Annotated in this window: 17 protein-coding genes and 1 pseudogene; 1 reads left to right on the top strand and 17 read right to left on the bottom strand. The window is 28.5% G+C overall.

The window, feature by feature from the left end; all coding sequences use genetic code 11:
* Window positions 1–10 precede the first annotated feature (10 nt).
* The gene (rsmD, locus tag C530_RS01480) at window positions 11–625 is read left to right on the top strand and encodes a 16S rRNA (guanine(966)-N(2))-methyltransferase RsmD (RefSeq protein WP_014895024.1); all 615 of its coding nucleotides are present in this window, start codon (window positions 11–13) and stop codon (window positions 623–625) included.
* On the opposite strand, the gene lysS is transcribed toward rsmD, so the two are convergent.
* The 17 genes and pseudogenes from lysS to rpsE form a co-directional block, all read right to left on the bottom strand.
* Complete coding sequence (lysS, locus tag C530_RS00535) at window positions 590–2,080, bottom strand: lysine--tRNA ligase (protein WP_014895023.1); 1,491 nt, start codon at window positions 2,078–2,080, stop codon at window positions 590–592. The two genes, rsmD and lysS, sit on opposite strands and share 36 nt — an antisense overlap.
* Window positions 2,081–3,007, bottom strand: a complete 927-nt coding sequence (gene prfB, locus C530_RS00530) for a peptide chain release factor 2 (protein ID WP_050981383.1) — start codon at window positions 3,005–3,007, stop codon at window positions 2,081–2,083.
* A 623-nt stretch (window positions 3,008–3,630) separates the two neighbouring features.
* Window positions 3,631–4,467: a class I tRNA ligase family protein gene (locus C530_RS01595; RefSeq protein WP_238533391.1), complete on the bottom strand. Its 837-nt coding sequence runs from the start codon at window positions 4,465–4,467 to the stop codon at window positions 3,631–3,633.
* Between the two features lie 69 nt (window positions 4,468–4,536).
* Window positions 4,537–6,422, bottom strand: a pseudogene (locus tag C530_RS00525) (isoleucine--tRNA ligase); the annotation flags it as partial.
* Between the two features lie 69 nt (window positions 6,423–6,491).
* Window positions 6,492–6,731, bottom strand: a complete 240-nt coding sequence (rpsT, locus tag C530_RS00520; RefSeq protein ID WP_014895019.1) for a 30S ribosomal protein S20 — start codon at window positions 6,729–6,731, stop codon at window positions 6,492–6,494.
* Window positions 6,724–7,707, bottom strand: a complete 984-nt coding sequence (gene cgtA, locus C530_RS00515; RefSeq protein WP_014895018.1) for an Obg family GTPase CgtA — start codon at window positions 7,705–7,707, stop codon at window positions 6,724–6,726. Before cgtA ends, rpsT begins: the two co-directional genes overlap by 8 nt.
* A complete protein-coding gene (rpmA, locus tag C530_RS00510) occupies window positions 7,695–7,961 on the bottom strand; it encodes a 50S ribosomal protein L27 (RefSeq protein WP_014895017.1) in 267 nt (88 codons plus the stop codon). Before rpmA ends, cgtA begins: the two co-directional genes overlap by 13 nt.
* 4 nt (window positions 7,962–7,965) lie before the next feature.
* Window positions 7,966–8,283 (bottom strand): 50S ribosomal protein L21, encoded by a 318-nt coding sequence (gene rplU / locus C530_RS00505; RefSeq protein ID WP_014895016.1) that lies wholly within the window; start codon window positions 8,281–8,283, stop codon window positions 7,966–7,968.
* A gap of 1,615 nt (window positions 8,284–9,898) precedes the next feature.
* Window positions 9,899–10,249 (bottom strand): 50S ribosomal protein L17, encoded by a 351-nt coding sequence (gene rplQ, locus C530_RS00500; RefSeq protein ID WP_014895015.1) that lies wholly within the window; start codon window positions 10,247–10,249, stop codon window positions 9,899–9,901.
* A 14-nt stretch (window positions 10,250–10,263) separates the two neighbouring features.
* Window positions 10,264–11,256: a DNA-directed RNA polymerase subunit alpha gene (locus tag C530_RS00495; RefSeq protein WP_202947204.1), complete on the bottom strand. Its 993-nt coding sequence runs from the start codon at window positions 11,254–11,256 to the stop codon at window positions 10,264–10,266.
* Between the two features lie 8 nt (window positions 11,257–11,264).
* Window positions 11,265–11,876 (bottom strand): 30S ribosomal protein S4, encoded by a 612-nt coding sequence (gene rpsD, locus C530_RS00490; protein ID WP_014895013.1) that lies wholly within the window; start codon window positions 11,874–11,876, stop codon window positions 11,265–11,267.
* Window positions 11,877–11,888: 12 nt separating this feature from the next.
* Window positions 11,889–12,281 (bottom strand): 30S ribosomal protein S11, encoded by a 393-nt coding sequence (gene rpsK / locus C530_RS00485; protein ID WP_014895012.1) that lies wholly within the window; start codon window positions 12,279–12,281, stop codon window positions 11,889–11,891.
* Window positions 12,282–12,286: 5 nt separating this feature from the next.
* Entirely contained in the window at window positions 12,287–12,637 is a 351-nt protein-coding gene (gene rpsM, locus C530_RS00480) for a 30S ribosomal protein S13 (protein ID WP_014895011.1), read from the bottom strand.
* Between the two features lie 12 nt (window positions 12,638–12,649).
* Entirely contained in the window at window positions 12,650–12,763 is a 114-nt protein-coding gene (gene rpmJ / locus C530_RS00475) for a 50S ribosomal protein L36 (protein ID WP_014895010.1), read from the bottom strand.
* 85 nt (window positions 12,764–12,848) lie between these two features.
* Entirely contained in the window at window positions 12,849–14,042 is a 1,194-nt protein-coding gene (secY, locus tag C530_RS00470) for a preprotein translocase subunit SecY (protein WP_014895009.1), read from the bottom strand.
* Entirely contained in the window at window positions 14,039–14,491 is a 453-nt protein-coding gene (gene rplO / locus C530_RS00465; protein ID WP_014895008.1) for a 50S ribosomal protein L15, read from the bottom strand. The genes secY and rplO overlap by 4 nt, the downstream gene beginning before the upstream one ends.
* Window positions 14,492–14,607: 116 nt before the next feature.
* Window positions 14,608–15,123: a 30S ribosomal protein S5 gene (gene rpsE / locus C530_RS00460; RefSeq protein WP_014895007.1), complete on the bottom strand. Its 516-nt coding sequence runs from the start codon at window positions 15,121–15,123 to the stop codon at window positions 14,608–14,610.
* Between the last annotated feature and the right edge of the window lie 12 nt (window positions 15,124–15,135).

Here is a 15,135-nt window from a genome sequence, read left to right as displayed (position 1 = left end):
TATCATATTTATGATTAATTATTTTAATGTGATTAGATTAATTGGAGGTTGTAAAAAACGTAGTATCCTTAATTTACCATATACCAATCTTCATGGCGGTAGATGCGTTAGACCTACATTAATTAATGTGCGAGAAATTTTCTTTGATTTGATAAAAAATGATATAACCAATAAAACTATTTTTGATTTATACGCTGGTAGCGGTTCACTAGGTTTTGAAGCTATATCTAGAGGTGCAAAATATGTGTTATTCCTTGAAACTAACAAATCTTTTGTTAAAAATTTGTACCTTAATAAAAAAAAACTTAAATTTTGTAAGTCTGTTAGAATTATAAAAACTAATTCAATAAAGCACATTAATAAAGTTGCCTCTAACTCTTTTGATATAATTTTTATAGATCCACCTTTTTGTAGAGGTTTAGCATATCCTAGCATTAACTTATTAGAATTGAACGGTTGGCTTAATGATAAAGCCTTAATATACTTAGAAGTTGAATCTAAGTTAGATCTATTCTTGTTACCAAATACATGGACTTTATATAAAGAGCTTACTTTAGGGAACTATCATATACTTCTTTATCGTCGGTTTTTAAACTTTACGGCTACGCAGCAAAGGAAAAAGTAATACATCTCGAATTGAATCTTTATTTGTAAGTATCATAACAAGACGATCAATTCCTACTCCTTCTCCAGCAGTTGGAGGCATTCCATATTCTAAGGCACGTATATAGTCCATATCAAAATTACTCAAATCATAAGTATATTTGTTTCTCAATTGCAAATAAAATCGGTTAGATTGTTCTATATAATCATTTAATTCCGAAAAACCATTAGCTATTTCTCTACCCCCTATAAACAATTCAAATCTTTCTGTTATATTCAGGTTACTATCTTTACTTCTTGCTAAAGGACTAACTTCTACTGGATAGTCTGTGACAAAAGTTGGTTTAATTAATTTTCGTTCTACAATTACTTCAAATAGTTTATTAAGTAAATTTCCATAATTGTTATAGTTAGCTACGGTCAATCCAATTCGTTTAGATAAAAAAAGCAAATTTTCTAGATCATAAAAATCAGAGTTATTAATTGAAAAAGTTTTACCATACTTAATGAGCGAGTCTCGCATACTTAAACAATCAAAAGGTTCTGATAAATCAATGTTTAAAATCTTTCCGATGTTAATAATTGTTGTACCTAACGCTTCATTCGCAACAAATCTTATCATATGTTCTGTGATTTCCATCAAATCCTTATAAGTCGCAAAAGCCCAATAAAATTCTAACATAGTAAATTCAGGATTATGCCAAGTTGAAAGGCCTTCATTACGAAAGTTTTTATTTATTTCAAATACACGTTCAAAACCACCAACAACTAACCTTTTTAAATAAAGTTCAGGGGCGATTCGTAAATACAATTTTATATTTAATGAATAATTATAAGTTTCAAAAGGTTTTGCTATTGCTCCCCCTGGCATTGAATGTAATATAGGAGTCTCTGCTTCTAAAAAATAAAGTTCATAAAAAAAATTTCTAAGCGCCGATATAATACGTGTGCGAATTTTAAACGATTTACGTACCTCTTTATTCATAATAAAATCTAAATATCTGTGCCTATATCTAATTTCTTGATCTTTTATACCGTGAAATTTACTTGGTAAAGGTCTTATGCTTTTAGTTAAAATATAAGCTTTTTTAACCAATAAATATAGTTCACCAATTTTTGATTTATCAATGTCACCTATTGCTCCAATTATATCTCCAATATCCCAATCTTTTATATATTTATGAATTTCATTAGAAATTGTTTTTTTATCTATATAAAGCTGAATGTTACTACTTACATCTTGAACAACTATAAAAGGCCCCCTTTTACGCATAATACGTCCTGCAACTGCTGTTGTTAACTTTAAATTAACCAATTGTTTTTTATTCTTTTCTCCAAAAATTTTTTTTAAACTTTTTGCTAAACTAGTACGACGAAATTTATTATAAAATGCACTTTTTCCAGCTTTATTCGCGGTTTTACTCAATACTTGTAACTTATTTAAACGATCTTTAATTAAATAATTTTTTATAATCATTTATAATCCTTGCTTTATACTTGCCTCTATAAACAAATCTAACTCACCATTTAATACTTTTTCACAATTATTATTTTTGACTCCGGTACGTAAATCTTTTATTCTCTGAGCATCTAACACATATGATCTAATTTGATTACCCCAACATATTCCTGCTTTTTTTTTTTCTATATTTATTCTTTCTACTTCACCTTTTTTTTTGTCAAAATCGTATAATTTTGTTTTTAATAGCGTTAATGCTCGTTCTTTATTACTATGTTGAGAGCGTTCACTTTGACATTCAACAACGATCTTTGTAGGCAAATGCGTTATTCTTACAGCGGAATCAGTAGTGTTTACATGTTGCCCGCCTGCACCACTTGATCTGTAAGTGTCAATTCTTAATTCCTTTGTATTTATTTTTATATTATGTACTTTACTTGTTATTTCTGGATAAACAAAAACAGATGTAAAAGAAGTATGCCGCCGTTTACTTGAATCAAAAGGACTTTTACGAACTAAGCGATGAATACCTTTTTCAGTACGCATCCATCCAAAAGCATAGTCACCTTTTATATGAAGAGTTGCAGATTTTACTCCTAACAATTCACCTATATTTAAATTTACTGTTTCTGTTTTAAAATCATGAGTTACTGCCCATCTTGAATACATGCGTACTAACATATTTGCCCAGTCTTGTGACTCTACACCGCCAGAACCTGCTTTTATTTCAACATAAGCATTATTTTTATCAAAGTCGCCTGAAAACAACCGAACAGCATCTAACTTTGCCAGTTCTTTTTCAAAAAAAAATATGTCTTGTTTTATAAAACTTAGCGGTTTTGAATCTAACTCAGTTATAGCTAAGTGTAATAACTCAGCATTATTATAAATACCATTCTCAACATTGTTTATAGCCTTTTTGTTTTCATGACATTCGTCAAAAATATTCCTTATTTCTATAAAACCTAGCGTATAATTCTTGTATTTTATTTTTTATTTTTTTTATTCCTTTCTCATTACATAACATAACTTGTGTTTTCCTTTTTACTTTAACCTTAACCACTACCACTACCACTATTACTATTACTATTACTATTTAAACAACAACATTACTTTCTTTTTTACAACAACTACATACAAAATTAATTAGCCAACTACAAATAATCATAAAATCTAACTTTATCTCACTACTTATTAACAAATACTTTTTTTAAACTATTATACAAACACACTATTTGTTTTTTTTTTACTTTTTTGTATGTTTATCCTAATATAAACTATATTTAAAAGTTGTTACAATTATTAGTTAATAAAACCTTACTTAACAAACTAGGTAACAACCATATATTTTTTTATATACAACCGATTTTAGTATAGTTTAACTTTTTTTATTTAAAGTAAAAAAAAATAAACACAGCATGTCCGTAAAGTATACATTGCAAAAACTAAAGGACACTAAAACATTTAAAGTTAATAAAGCTAATAAAACAATACCTACAGGCCAAAACTACTTTGACTATAATCTATCAGCCAGACACATTTACAAAAGCCTGCTATCAAAACATTAATCAGACATATAAACGTACTTCACCTGGACCTCTAGGCAAATTATCAATAGATCTAGCACACAATTTAGGGTGTTTGTTATATCTACCAACATCTGGTAAAAGTTCCCAACTACGCTCACATTTTTTGTACTTACTTTTTTGAACTAATACTTGTAAACCTGACAAACCTGTAAATATTGCTGTTTTTGTTTTATTAACACTTTTTTTTAAAAAAGCAGAGGATGTAATTAAAACAAACCGCAATTCTCCTTTCAACAAAGACAAAATTTTGTAATAAGTTTCGGATACATATAAAGTAACCTTAGCATCTAATGAACTTTTAATTATATTTTTTTTTCGATAATTTTCTAAACATTTATTTACTTCTGATTTAACTGCTTTGATTATTTTCCAAAACACTCTTCCCATAACTAAACCTTTAGGCAGTGGATTTAATTCTCTGTAATAAGTTTCTAATAAAACACTTTTGTTATACCGTTTTACAGATAAACTTTCATAAATTTCTTCAGCAGTAAAAGTACATATTGGTGTTATCCAACGAGACATAGCTTCAATTATATGATACAATGTTGTTTGACAACTTCTACGGTATAAAGAATTCTTTTGAGTAGTGTATTGGCGGTCTTTAATAATATCTAAATAAAAACTTCCCAAATCTCTTGTACAAAAATTACAAAGCTGTTGATAGATATCAACAAAACGATAATCTTTATATGAATTTTTTATAGCGTGTTGAAAATTTGCAGATATATCTAAAGCCCATCTATCTAAAGCTAATAATTTTTCTGGATCTATACCATGTTTAGATTGATCAAAACCACTTAAATTAGCTATCATAAATCTTGTTGTATTGCGTAATCTTCTATAAGAATCAGCAATTAGTTGTATAATATCTTCAGACATAGTCATTTCAGATTCATAATCCTTTGAAACAACCCATAAACGTAATATATCAGCTCCGTATTTGCTTATTATTGTTTGTGGAGAAACAACATTGCCTATTGATTTAGACATTTTTTGTCCGTTCTTATCAACAGTAAAACAATGACTTAATAATTTGTTGAACGGTGCATGGCCAGATATAGCTGCGGACGTGATTAATGAGGTATGAAACCAACCTCTATATTGATCTAATCCTTCTAAATACAAATCAGCCTTATCTTCTTTTTGTAAAATAAAATTAGACCCACGCAAGACATGATTATGCGTTGTTCCGGAATCAAACCAAACATCTAAAATATCTGTAATTTTTTTATATACTATATCTTCATCTCCAAAAACTTCACAACTTTTAATTTTAATCCAGACTTCACTACCTTCGTTTTGAACCTTTTTTGCAATTATTTCCATAATCTCTATTATACGTTGGTGCAATAAACACCTTTTTTTTTTATAAAAAAAGGAATAGGCACACCCCAACTTCTTTGCCTAGAGATACACCAATCTGGTCGATTACTAATCATGTGATACAAACGTGTTTTACCACTTGACGGATAAACTTTTACGTTTTTTAGACAATCTAAAGCCTTTTTACGTAGTGAAATTTTACCAACATCCATTCCAACAAACCATTGCGAAGTGGCCATTTTAATCAATGGGTTTTTATGACGCCAACAATACATATAACTATGTAATATTAATTCTTTAGCAATAATTCTATTATTCAAGTTATTTATAATTTCTGAATTAGCGATCCATATTAGCTGACCTCCAAATACAGATAAATATTTTATATAAAATCCATTACTTTTAACTAGTTTCAACATATTTTCATTATATTGAAGATTACTATAAACAATAAAATCGTCTTCTCCATATGCCGGAGAAGCATGTATGATTCCTGTTCCTGTTTTTATTGCTATATAATCTGCTATGTATATATTTGTTATTCTATCATAAAATGCATCTATATTATGTAAAGGATGCTTTAATCTAACTTTTTCTAACTCTTTTCCAAACGTTTTAGCAATTATTTTTCCGTTTAATTGATATCGATTTAAACAATTCTCAACTAATTGTTCTGCTAAAAGTATAAATTTTACACCAACATCGACCAAAACATAAATACAAAAAGCGAGAACATGTATTGCTTGATTAGCTGGAATACTCCAAGGTGTCGTCGTCCAACTGACTACTTCTATTGGTTTTTCTATACAATTATTAACACCAAAATTTTTGACTAACTTATAATTATCAATACAAAAAAAAGCAACATCTATTGATTCTGAAACTTTTTCTAAAAAATCAACTTCTGATTCAGCTAACGCTGAACTACATTGAAAACACCAATTTACTGGTTTTAATCCTCTAAACACATAACCTTTTTTAACAATTGCAGACAAAGATCTTATTATGCCTGCTTGATTAATAAAATCCATTGTGCGATACGCATTATCCCAATCACCTAATATACCTAACCTAATAAAATCTACTTTTTGACTATAAATTTGTTTCTCTACGTATTTTCGACAATACAACATAATTTTATTAGAAGTTAAAAACTTACCGTTATTATTTTTTAATATGTTTAGTTCTATAGGCAAACCATGACAATCCCAACCTGGTACATACCAGGAATCACAACCTTCTAAATTTTTAGATTTTATAATAATGTCTTTTAGAATTTTGTTAACTGCATGACCTATATGTATGTGACCATTTGCATAAGGTGGACCATCGTGTAAAATAAATTTCTTACAACCTTTACGATCTTGCCGTAATTTTTTGTAAATTTCACTTTGTTTCCATTTATTCAAACGAATAGGTTCTTTAATTGACAAATTTCCTCTCATTGGAAAAGTTGTTTTTGGTAAATTTAATGTATTATTATAACGAACATTAATCACTTAATAGCCCTAACCTTAACATTGTAATTCTTTTTTTATTTGTAAATTTAGCCTACTTTTTATACGTGCTGATTTTCTCTTGGAAATAATATTTTTATCAGCTAATATATCAAATACAGATTGTGCTTTATAAAACTCCTCAATACACAACTTAAACTTTTTTAATTTTATTGCTTTTAATACCCGCTTTATGTAAGTACGTACAATTGAACGTTTGCTTGAATTTTGTTGACGTCGTGCTCTGTTTTTATCCATTTATTCCTCTTTTCAAATAAGTTAATGCTGATTTTTTTAATTCATAACAACCATATTTTTTTTTAGCAGATATAATAAACAAAGTCGTCTTATTACGCCAAGTTAACCCGTTAATAACAATTTCTATTACTTGTGATTTTTTATATTTAGGTAACTTATCTAACTTATTCAAAACTAAATACCTCTGTTTCTGAAACATGTCAATATATATAGTTTTAATTTCGCTAATAATTCCTAATGTAGTATCTAAAACTTTATTACACATGACATCTAGTAAATTACAAATAATTTTTATACGATTTAAATGTTTTATAAACTTTAATCCCAAACCTAGCCCTTGAGATGCACCAATTATTAATCCGGGTACGTCTGTAATGATAAAACTATACGTCTTATTTAACTTTACAAATCCTAAAAAAGGTCTTAATGTAGTAAATGGATACCGTGCTACTTTTGGCAATGCGGACGTAATTGATCTAATCAACGTAGATTTACCAGAATTAGGTATGCCTAAACAACCTACATCAGCCAACAATATTAATTCAATATATAGATTACGACTTTCTCCTATTGTACCTTTCATGTTTTTACTTCGTTTTGTTTTAAAATTACCAATTCCACTAGTACCTCCTTTAGCAACCTTAATATTTTGCCTATGAATTATAATTTCCCCTATTAACTCACAAGTTTGAGCATCTCTCAACATACTTCCAACGGGTACTTTTATAAAAACATCTTTACCTTTATTGCCATTTTGTTTTTTAGGCTTTCCAATTTCACCATTTTGTGCTTTATAAACTTTGTTATAATTTAAAAAAAACAATGTATTTAGATATTTATCTCCAATACAAAAGATATTACCACCAGTACCACCATTCCCTCCATCAGAACCACGTAACAAACTACTAAAACTTAAACATCCAGTTCCACCAGTACCTGCTTCAATTAAAATATAAGTTTCATCTATAAACTGCATACAATTTTAACGCATTTACGTTTACGGTTACCCTTCTTAATGTTATAAAAAAAAATGCAACCGTTAATTAATGCAAACAATGTATGATCTCTTCCAATTCCCACACCGTGTCCAGCAAGAACTTTAGTACCACGTTGTCTAACGATTATATTTCCAGAAATAACATATTGGCCACCATATATCTTAATACCTAATCGTTTAGAATTTGAATCTCTTCCATTTCTTGAACTACCTGCAGCTTTTTTTTGAGCCATGTCATCAATATCCTTTTATATTAATAATTTTAATTTCAGAAAACCATTGTCTGTGTCCTTTATGTCTCATATAGTGTTTCCGCCTTTTAAAGTGTATTATTTTAATTTTTTTTTCTCTTTTATGTGCAATTATTTCTGCACTAACCGTAGCTGTTTTAACAAATGGTCTTCCTATTTTAATTATTTTATTTTTTTTATTTATTAAAAGAACTTTAGTTATTACAATAACGTCTCCAATTTCAAGTTTTACTTTGTCTATTTTAATTTTTTGTCCTTCTTTTACATAAAATTGTTTATTTCCACATTTTATAACTGCATACATACCTTATCTCCTTCTGCATTTTAAGGTATTTCATTTTATTTGTTGTTGTTTTAACTAACATACCATCTTGCTTTTCTTTTTTTTTGTTTGTGATTCTTCTATTATTTCTTTTTGTGGGTAATTTTTATTTGTTTTAAATGAACTGTTATTTGTTTTGTTTTCTGTATTATATCATGCATCTGTGCTGTTGTGTATTTTTTACTATTTTACTTGTACAACTTTCTTCGCTTATTAACTTATTTTAAGCTTGTTTTTTATAAATTAATTTTTGCTCTAATTTTATATTTTTAATGCTTTAGGTTTTTCTATCTGCATTGTGAATTATGATTAAGTATTTAGTGCTTGTTTTTATTACTTTATCTTTTGCTTTTTGAGGTGTTATTTTTTTTTATTTAATATTTAGCCTTTATGATTTTGTGTTATGTATTTTTTTTGTTGTGTTATGTGATCTCTTTCTTTTTATGTTTTCTATTATAATCTTGTTTTTTGTATGTTATAAGCTTAATGATATTTAATATAGTCTGTGCTTTATGTTGTTTAAGAGAAAGTTTTGTTTATTATTTTTATAGCAGGTGTTGTTGTTTTGTTCATGATATTGTTTTGTGTTATCATTTGTGTCTTTTATTATGTGTTAGTAGTTGTGTTTTTTTATTTGTCATATCTATTTTATTTTTTAGCACTTGTGTGTTTTATTTTGTTTGTTGTATTTTTTTTTGCTTTTAACTTATTAGTGTAATGTTAGCATAGCATGAGTTGTTTGATTATGAAGTTTGTAGTTATGTGTTAAAAAATATCTGATTTTGTTGAATTGTAGTTTTGTGTTATAAGAAAGAAGTAAAGGGTGGAATGAGTTAGGAGTATTGTGTAAGTTGTAGTTGTTATTGTAGATAGAAGTTTAGGTATAATGTATTTGTATTAGTATTAGTATTAGTTGTACGTTAAATAATGAGTTAATAGGTGTTATGAGTTTCAAAAGGATGAAGAGGATAAGTTTAAAAATTGTTTATGTTAGTGAATAGTAGTTAGTAGATTGATGTTTAGTAATGAGAAACGGATGTAAATTGTTGTTAGTTGTGATGAATTATTTAGATGTTAGAGGAATAGTGAAATATGTTAGCGTATAGACGAGACGTAGTGTGAAATGAATAAAAATATGTATATTGTATAATATGTAATGTTAACACAGTTGTAGTAAAATCCGTTGTATTTTATGTATTATTAGTTTAAGAAGAGAATTAAGATATATTTTAGACATGATTAAAAAGAAGAAACAATATGTACCTAGTTTGATGTAATTAAAGTTATATTTACAATCGCTCTTTAATTATGTGCTATATATATATATTAAATAATTGATGGGTTGTGATGAAAATTGGTAAATGCCAAATGCCTTTTTTTTACAAATGTTGTTTGACTGGTATATAATATATAGAATTGTGAGTTTTTATTTTATTTTATCGATTAAGATGTTAATAGATAACCAAATTATAATTATATAGATGATTAGTTGGATGTTCATTATAAAAAAAATAAGATGTTTTATAATAGAACAAAAGTGATGATGTAGTGAATTGAGAGAGAGATTTAGATGTTTATATTTTTGTTGTGAGAATAATTATGCAAGTAAAACTAAGGCTATTATAGCATTATCTCCAGGTCTCAAACGTTGTTTAATAATTCTTATATAACCGCCATTACGCATTAAATAACGATGACCTAGTTCTGTAAATAATTTTGCTACAAGTTCTTTAGACGGTATCTTATTAAAGGCTAATCTACGATTAGATACGGTGTCTTTTTTAGATAAGGTAATTAACGGCTCTATATAGTGACGTAATTCCTTAGCTTTTGACAATGTTGTTCTTATCATTTCATGTTTGATTAATGAAAAACACAAATTTTTAAACAATGCTTTACGATGTGAAACACTTTTATTTAAATGACGACCTTTTTTACGATGACGCATAGATTTAACCTCTATTAGTTTTTTTTTCCAGGTGGCCAGAGATCAATATGCATACCCAATGCTAAACCTCTAACCTTTAAAACCTTTTTAATTTCATTTAATGATTTTTTACCAAGATTAGGTGTCTTTAATAATTCACCTTCTGTTCTTTTAACTAAATCGCCAATATAAAATATATTTTCAGCCTTAAGACAATTTGCACTTCTAACTGTTAATTCCAAATCTTCAACTGGTAAAAGTAAAGCTTTATCTATTTTTGTATCTGTTCTCCGGTCAGGTTCTACCTCATTTTCTACATGTTTTTTGTTTTCACATGATAAATCAACAAAAAAATCTAATTGATTTCTTAAAATTTTTGCTGAAGTTCGTATTGCTTCTTCTGGGTCTAATGTTCCATTAGTTTCTAACTCTATTATTAACTTATCAAAATCCGTTTTTTGTTCTACTCTTGCTGATTCTACAAAATATGCGACTCTCTTCACTGGACTAAACTTTGCGTCTATCTGTATGCGACCAAAATTTTTATCTGATTTATTACGTAAATAAGCTGGTTCATACCCTCTTCCTCTAACAAAACGCAATTTCATATTTAGTTCTCCATGATCATTTAAATGTGCAATTACATGATCTGGATTTATTATTTCTACATCCTGCCTTGCCTTTATATCTCCTGCTTTTACTACTCCTGAACCTATTTTCTTTAATTCTAGCTCTATTTCATCAATACCATACAGTTTAATTGCAATTTCTTTAATATTAAGAATTATTTCTATTACATCTTCTTTAATACCGTCTATTACGCTATATTCATGCTGTACTCCCTTTATTTCCGCTTCAACAACTGCACACCCAGGCATATAAGATAATAAAATACGACGCAATGCATTTCCTAAAGTATGACCAAATCCACGTTCTAAAGGTTCTAAACTTATAATTGCATGATTATTACTAATCGCTTCTACATTTATTTTACTTGGACGTACAAACTCGTTAACTGAACTCATAATATAAATACCTATTTAAACTTAGAATATAATTCTACAATCAACTTTTCGTTAATATCTGTAGAAATCTTTGAAGGTAAATACTTTACAATTCCTTCCATCTTTTTTTCATCTACATGAACCCATTTTACTTTATTAGCAATAGCAAGCGCATTTTTTATTCTTGTTTGATTCATAGATTTTGCCCTTATAGAAATACAATCACCCACAGTAACTTTATAAGATGAAATATTTACTATCCTACCATTGACTTTTATACTTTTATGATTTACTAATTGTCGTGCCTCTGCACGAGTTACACTAAATCCCATTCTATAAACTATATTATCTAATCTTGCTTCTAAACTTTGTAACAAATATTCTCCTTTTGCACCTTTGTTTTTTGCTGCTTTTTTATAGTAATTCTTGAATTGTTTTTCTAAAACTCCATATATTCTTCGAACTTTTTGTTTCTCACGTAATTGCTTTCCATATTCTGTTATTCTTGTACGATGTTTTTTATTTTGTCCCGGAATCTTATCAAATTTACATTTTTCTTCAATAGATACCATTCCACTTTTTAAAAATAGATCTGTTCCTTCTCTACGAGACAATTTGCATTTTGGTCCCAAATACCGTGCCATATACTTTTTCCTTTATACTCTTCTTCTTTTAGGTGGACGACATCCATTATGTGGTATTGGAGTTGCGTCTGTTATACTTTTTACATTTATACCATGAGAATTCAATGCTCTAACTGCTGACTCTCGGCCGGGACCTGGTCCCTTAACTATAACATCTATATATTTTACTCCACATTCTGCTGCTGATTTTGCTACACGGTCACTTGCCGTTTGCGCAGCAAACGGAGTACTTTTTCTCGATCCTTTAAAACCAGCCCCCCCTGAAGTTGCCCAAGCTAAAGTATTACCATTTTTATCTGTTATTGTAACAATAGTATTGTTAAAAGAAGCATTTATATGTGCTACTGCATTTATAATTTCTTTTTTTTTTAGTACTTTTTTTTTTCTAGATTTTCTTGTTACCATATATTTTATATTCCTTTGTTAATATTTTTACAAGTCCGTGCATTTGTTTTTGTACGTTGTCCGCGAACCGGAAGACATCTTTTATGCCTTAAACCTCTATAACATCCTAAATCCATCAACCTTTTAATATTAACTGAAACCTCACGACGTAATTCTCCTTCTACTACAAATTTACAAATTTGTTTACGTACTTTATCTAATTGTATAGAATTTAAATCTCTTACTTTTACATTTCTGTCTATACCTATTCTTTTACAAATACTATTAGCTCTATACTTTCCTATTCCATAGATATATGTTAATGAAACCCAGACTTGCTTGTTATCTGGTATATTTCTTCCTGCAATACGTGCCATACATTTATTCTCCTAACCCTGCCGTTGCTTATGACGTAAATCTTTACAAATAACTCTTAATATTCCTTTTCTGCGTATTATTTTACAGTTTATACAAATTTTTTTTACAGATGTTCTCACTTTCATTATAGATACCCTAATATGCCTATTTATCGATCATGTATTATGTAAAGTATCTGTGTTTTTTTTTGTTGCTTGTTGCCAACTCATATTAATTTGCCGTTAAATAAGACTGTATTTGCGATAAAAAATCCAAAACAACGACTACCATTATTAATATTGAAATCCCTCCACCACAAAAGGGTATTTTACAATATACCATAATTAATTGTGGTATTAAAGAAAAAAATACAATATATATTGCGCCAAACCAATTTAAACGGCTTGATACTTTAGATATAAAACCCGCTGTTTGTTTACCTGGCCTCATACCATGAATAAAAGCTCCCGATTTTTTTAAATTAATAGATACCTCTTTTGCATTTAAAACTATTGCTGTGTAAAAAAAAGAATAAAATATTACAGACAAAACAAAAAACATAATATATAAAGGTTGACCTGGACTTAACTGTGGTAGTATTGATCTATTGATCCACTGTCCTACTGAAGCTGTAATTATCAAACTACTTGAAGCAAAAATAGCTGGTATTACCCCTGCCATATTTAATTTTAGAGGTAAATAACTACTTTGAGTAGCATACAGCTTCTTTCCTATTAATCTGCGTGGATAACTGACCTTAATTCTTATTTGCCCACTCTCGATCACTACTACTAAAATGATAGTTATCAGTACTAAAATTACAACTTTTAAGATTTGTATATACATCCATGAGGAATCTTTTATTGTTAAAAATAATGTTCTTCCTAACGCATTTGGTATTACTGATACTAAACCTGACAATATTATCAGTGAAATCCCATTACCTATACCTTTATCAGTTATTTGTTCACCTAACCACATTAAAAATATAGCACCTGTAACAAATGTTAAAATAATCGTTAAATAAACAACACTTTTTTTATAATATACAACTGATTTCTCTAAAAAGAAAATCGAAACTACTAATGAGTGTATAACAGATAACATTAAAGTAAGATATCTTAAGTAACTCGTTAACTTATGTTTTGATACTTCAACGTCTAGAAACATTCCTGTGATGACTTGCATTATTATTGATGCAGATATATAAGGCATTAAACCAATTGAAAAAATACTCAATCTCTCAAATGCTCCACCAGAAAACATATTAAACAAACTAATTGCACTATTTGCTTGAATGAAATTATGAACTTTAAAACAATCTACTCCGGGTACTGTTATATGAACTCCAATTCTATAAATTATTATTGCAACTAAAATAAACCTCATTTTTTTTATAATATCTTGATAAATTTTACTAATCATTTAATCTCTATCTTTCCCCCAAACTTTTCTATAATCTTACGTACGCCATTTGTTACGGTTAAACCTCTAATATTAATAATATCAACTTTTTTATTTTTAACTTTGCCTGATTTTATTAGTTTAACCGATTTAGTATTTTTTTTTATTAATTTAGCTGTTTTTAAAGCATCTATATCTATTAACTTTCGTTGTAACCTTGACAAATCACAAAAACGTACTTCTTCTGAACCGCCATATTTTCTTGAAACAAAACCCATTTTAGGTATTGTACGTTTTAAAGGTAATTGACCACCCTCAAAACCTCTTTTAAGTTTCTTTCCTGACCTTGCTTTTTGACCTTTATGCCCTTTACCACACGTTTTTCCTGTTCCTGATCCTATCCCTCTACCTAGTCTTTTTTTTTCTTTTTTATATCCTATAACACAATTTATTAGTTTATTTAATTTCAATTGTACTTTCTCCTTTAACTTCACTTTAACTTTTTCTTCTCGTTAACTTACACTGCTCTAAACCAATCATTATTGTACTAACTTACCTAAGTTACTTAAGCAAAATCATAATCTGTTTATGTATCTAAGTCGCTACGAATCTTATCTACTCCTCTTTTTTTTTGTATGTATTCTGAATCATACATTTTTTTCAATCCGTTCAAAGTCGCTTTTACTACATTTATTGGATTAGTTGATCCATAGCATTTAGCTAATACATCATATATACCTGCTATTTCTAATACTGATCTCATAGCACCTCCTGCAATAATACCTGTCCCTTTGTAAGCTGGCTGCATATAAATTTTAGAAGCACCATATGTATTATAAATCTTATGTTGTAAAGTATCGCCTTTTAACTTAATAACAAACAACTTTCTTTTGGCTTTTTCAATCGCTTTTTGAATAGCAACTGACACTTCCCTTGCTTTACCTTTACCTAATCCAATCTTACCTTTTCCATTACCGATAACTATAGTTGCAGAAAATCCAAATATTCTGCCTCCTTTTACGACCTTAGAAACACGATTGATCTTTACTAATTTTTCTTTAAAATCAGTTTCTCTCTTTTTTTTATTATTTTCAGGCTTCATCACTGTTCCCTT

Origin of the sequence: Candidatus Portiera aleyrodidarum BT-B-HRs, from assembly GCF_000300075.1 — a bacterium.
GTDB classification, from domain to species: domain Bacteria; phylum Pseudomonadota; class Gammaproteobacteria; order Johnevansiales; family Johnevansiaceae; genus Portiera; species Portiera aleyrodidarum.
The sequence above is the reverse complement of the archived record's forward strand: the minus strand, read 5'-3'. Positions and strand labels throughout refer to the sequence as shown.

Excerpts from the sequence above, each read along its gene's own strand:
- secY (WP_014895009.1), bottom strand. The coding sequence starts at position 14,042 with ATGATTAGTAAAATTTATCAAGATATTATAAAAAAAATGAGGTTTATT.
- rpmA (WP_014895017.1), bottom strand. The coding sequence starts at position 7,961 with ATGGCTCAAAAAAAAGCTGCAGGTAGTTCAAGAAATGGAAGAGATTCA.
- rpsE (WP_014895007.1), bottom strand. The coding sequence starts at position 15,123 with ATGAAGCCTGAAAATAATAAAAAAAAGAGAGAAACTGATTTTAAAGAA.
- rpsT (WP_014895019.1), bottom strand. The coding sequence starts at position 6,731 with ATGGATAAAAACAGAGCACGACGTCAACAAAATTCAAGCAAACGTTCA.
- lysS (WP_014895023.1), bottom strand. The coding sequence starts at position 2,080 with ATGATTATAAAAAATTATTTAATTAAAGATCGTTTAAATAAGTTACAA.
- cgtA (WP_014895018.1), bottom strand. The coding sequence starts at position 7,707 with ATGCAGTTTATAGATGAAACTTATATTTTAATTGAAGCAGGTACTGGT.
- rpsM (WP_014895011.1), bottom strand. The coding sequence starts at position 12,637 with ATGGCACGTATTGCAGGAAGAAATATACCAGATAACAAGCAAGTCTGG.
- rpsD (WP_014895013.1), bottom strand. The coding sequence starts at position 11,876 with ATGGCACGGTATTTGGGACCAAAATGCAAATTGTCTCGTAGAGAAGGA.
- C530_RS01595 (WP_238533391.1), bottom strand. The coding sequence starts at position 4,467 with ATGATAGCTAATTTAAGTGGTTTTGATCAATCTAAACATGGTATAGAT.
- rplQ (WP_014895015.1), bottom strand. The coding sequence starts at position 10,249 with ATGCGTCATCGTAAAAAAGGTCGTCATTTAAATAAAAGTGTTTCACAT.
- rpmJ (WP_014895010.1), bottom strand. The coding sequence starts at position 12,763 with ATGAAAGTGAGAACATCTGTAAAAAAAATTTGTATAAACTGTAAAATA.
- rplU (WP_014895016.1), bottom strand. The coding sequence starts at position 8,283 with ATGTATGCAGTTATAAAATGTGGAAATAAACAATTTTATGTAAAAGAA.
- rsmD (WP_014895024.1), top strand. The coding sequence starts at position 11 with ATGATTAATTATTTTAATGTGATTAGATTAATTGGAGGTTGTAAAAAA.
- rpsK (WP_014895012.1), bottom strand. The coding sequence starts at position 12,281 with ATGGTAACAAGAAAATCTAGAAAAAAAAAAGTACTAAAAAAAAAAGAA.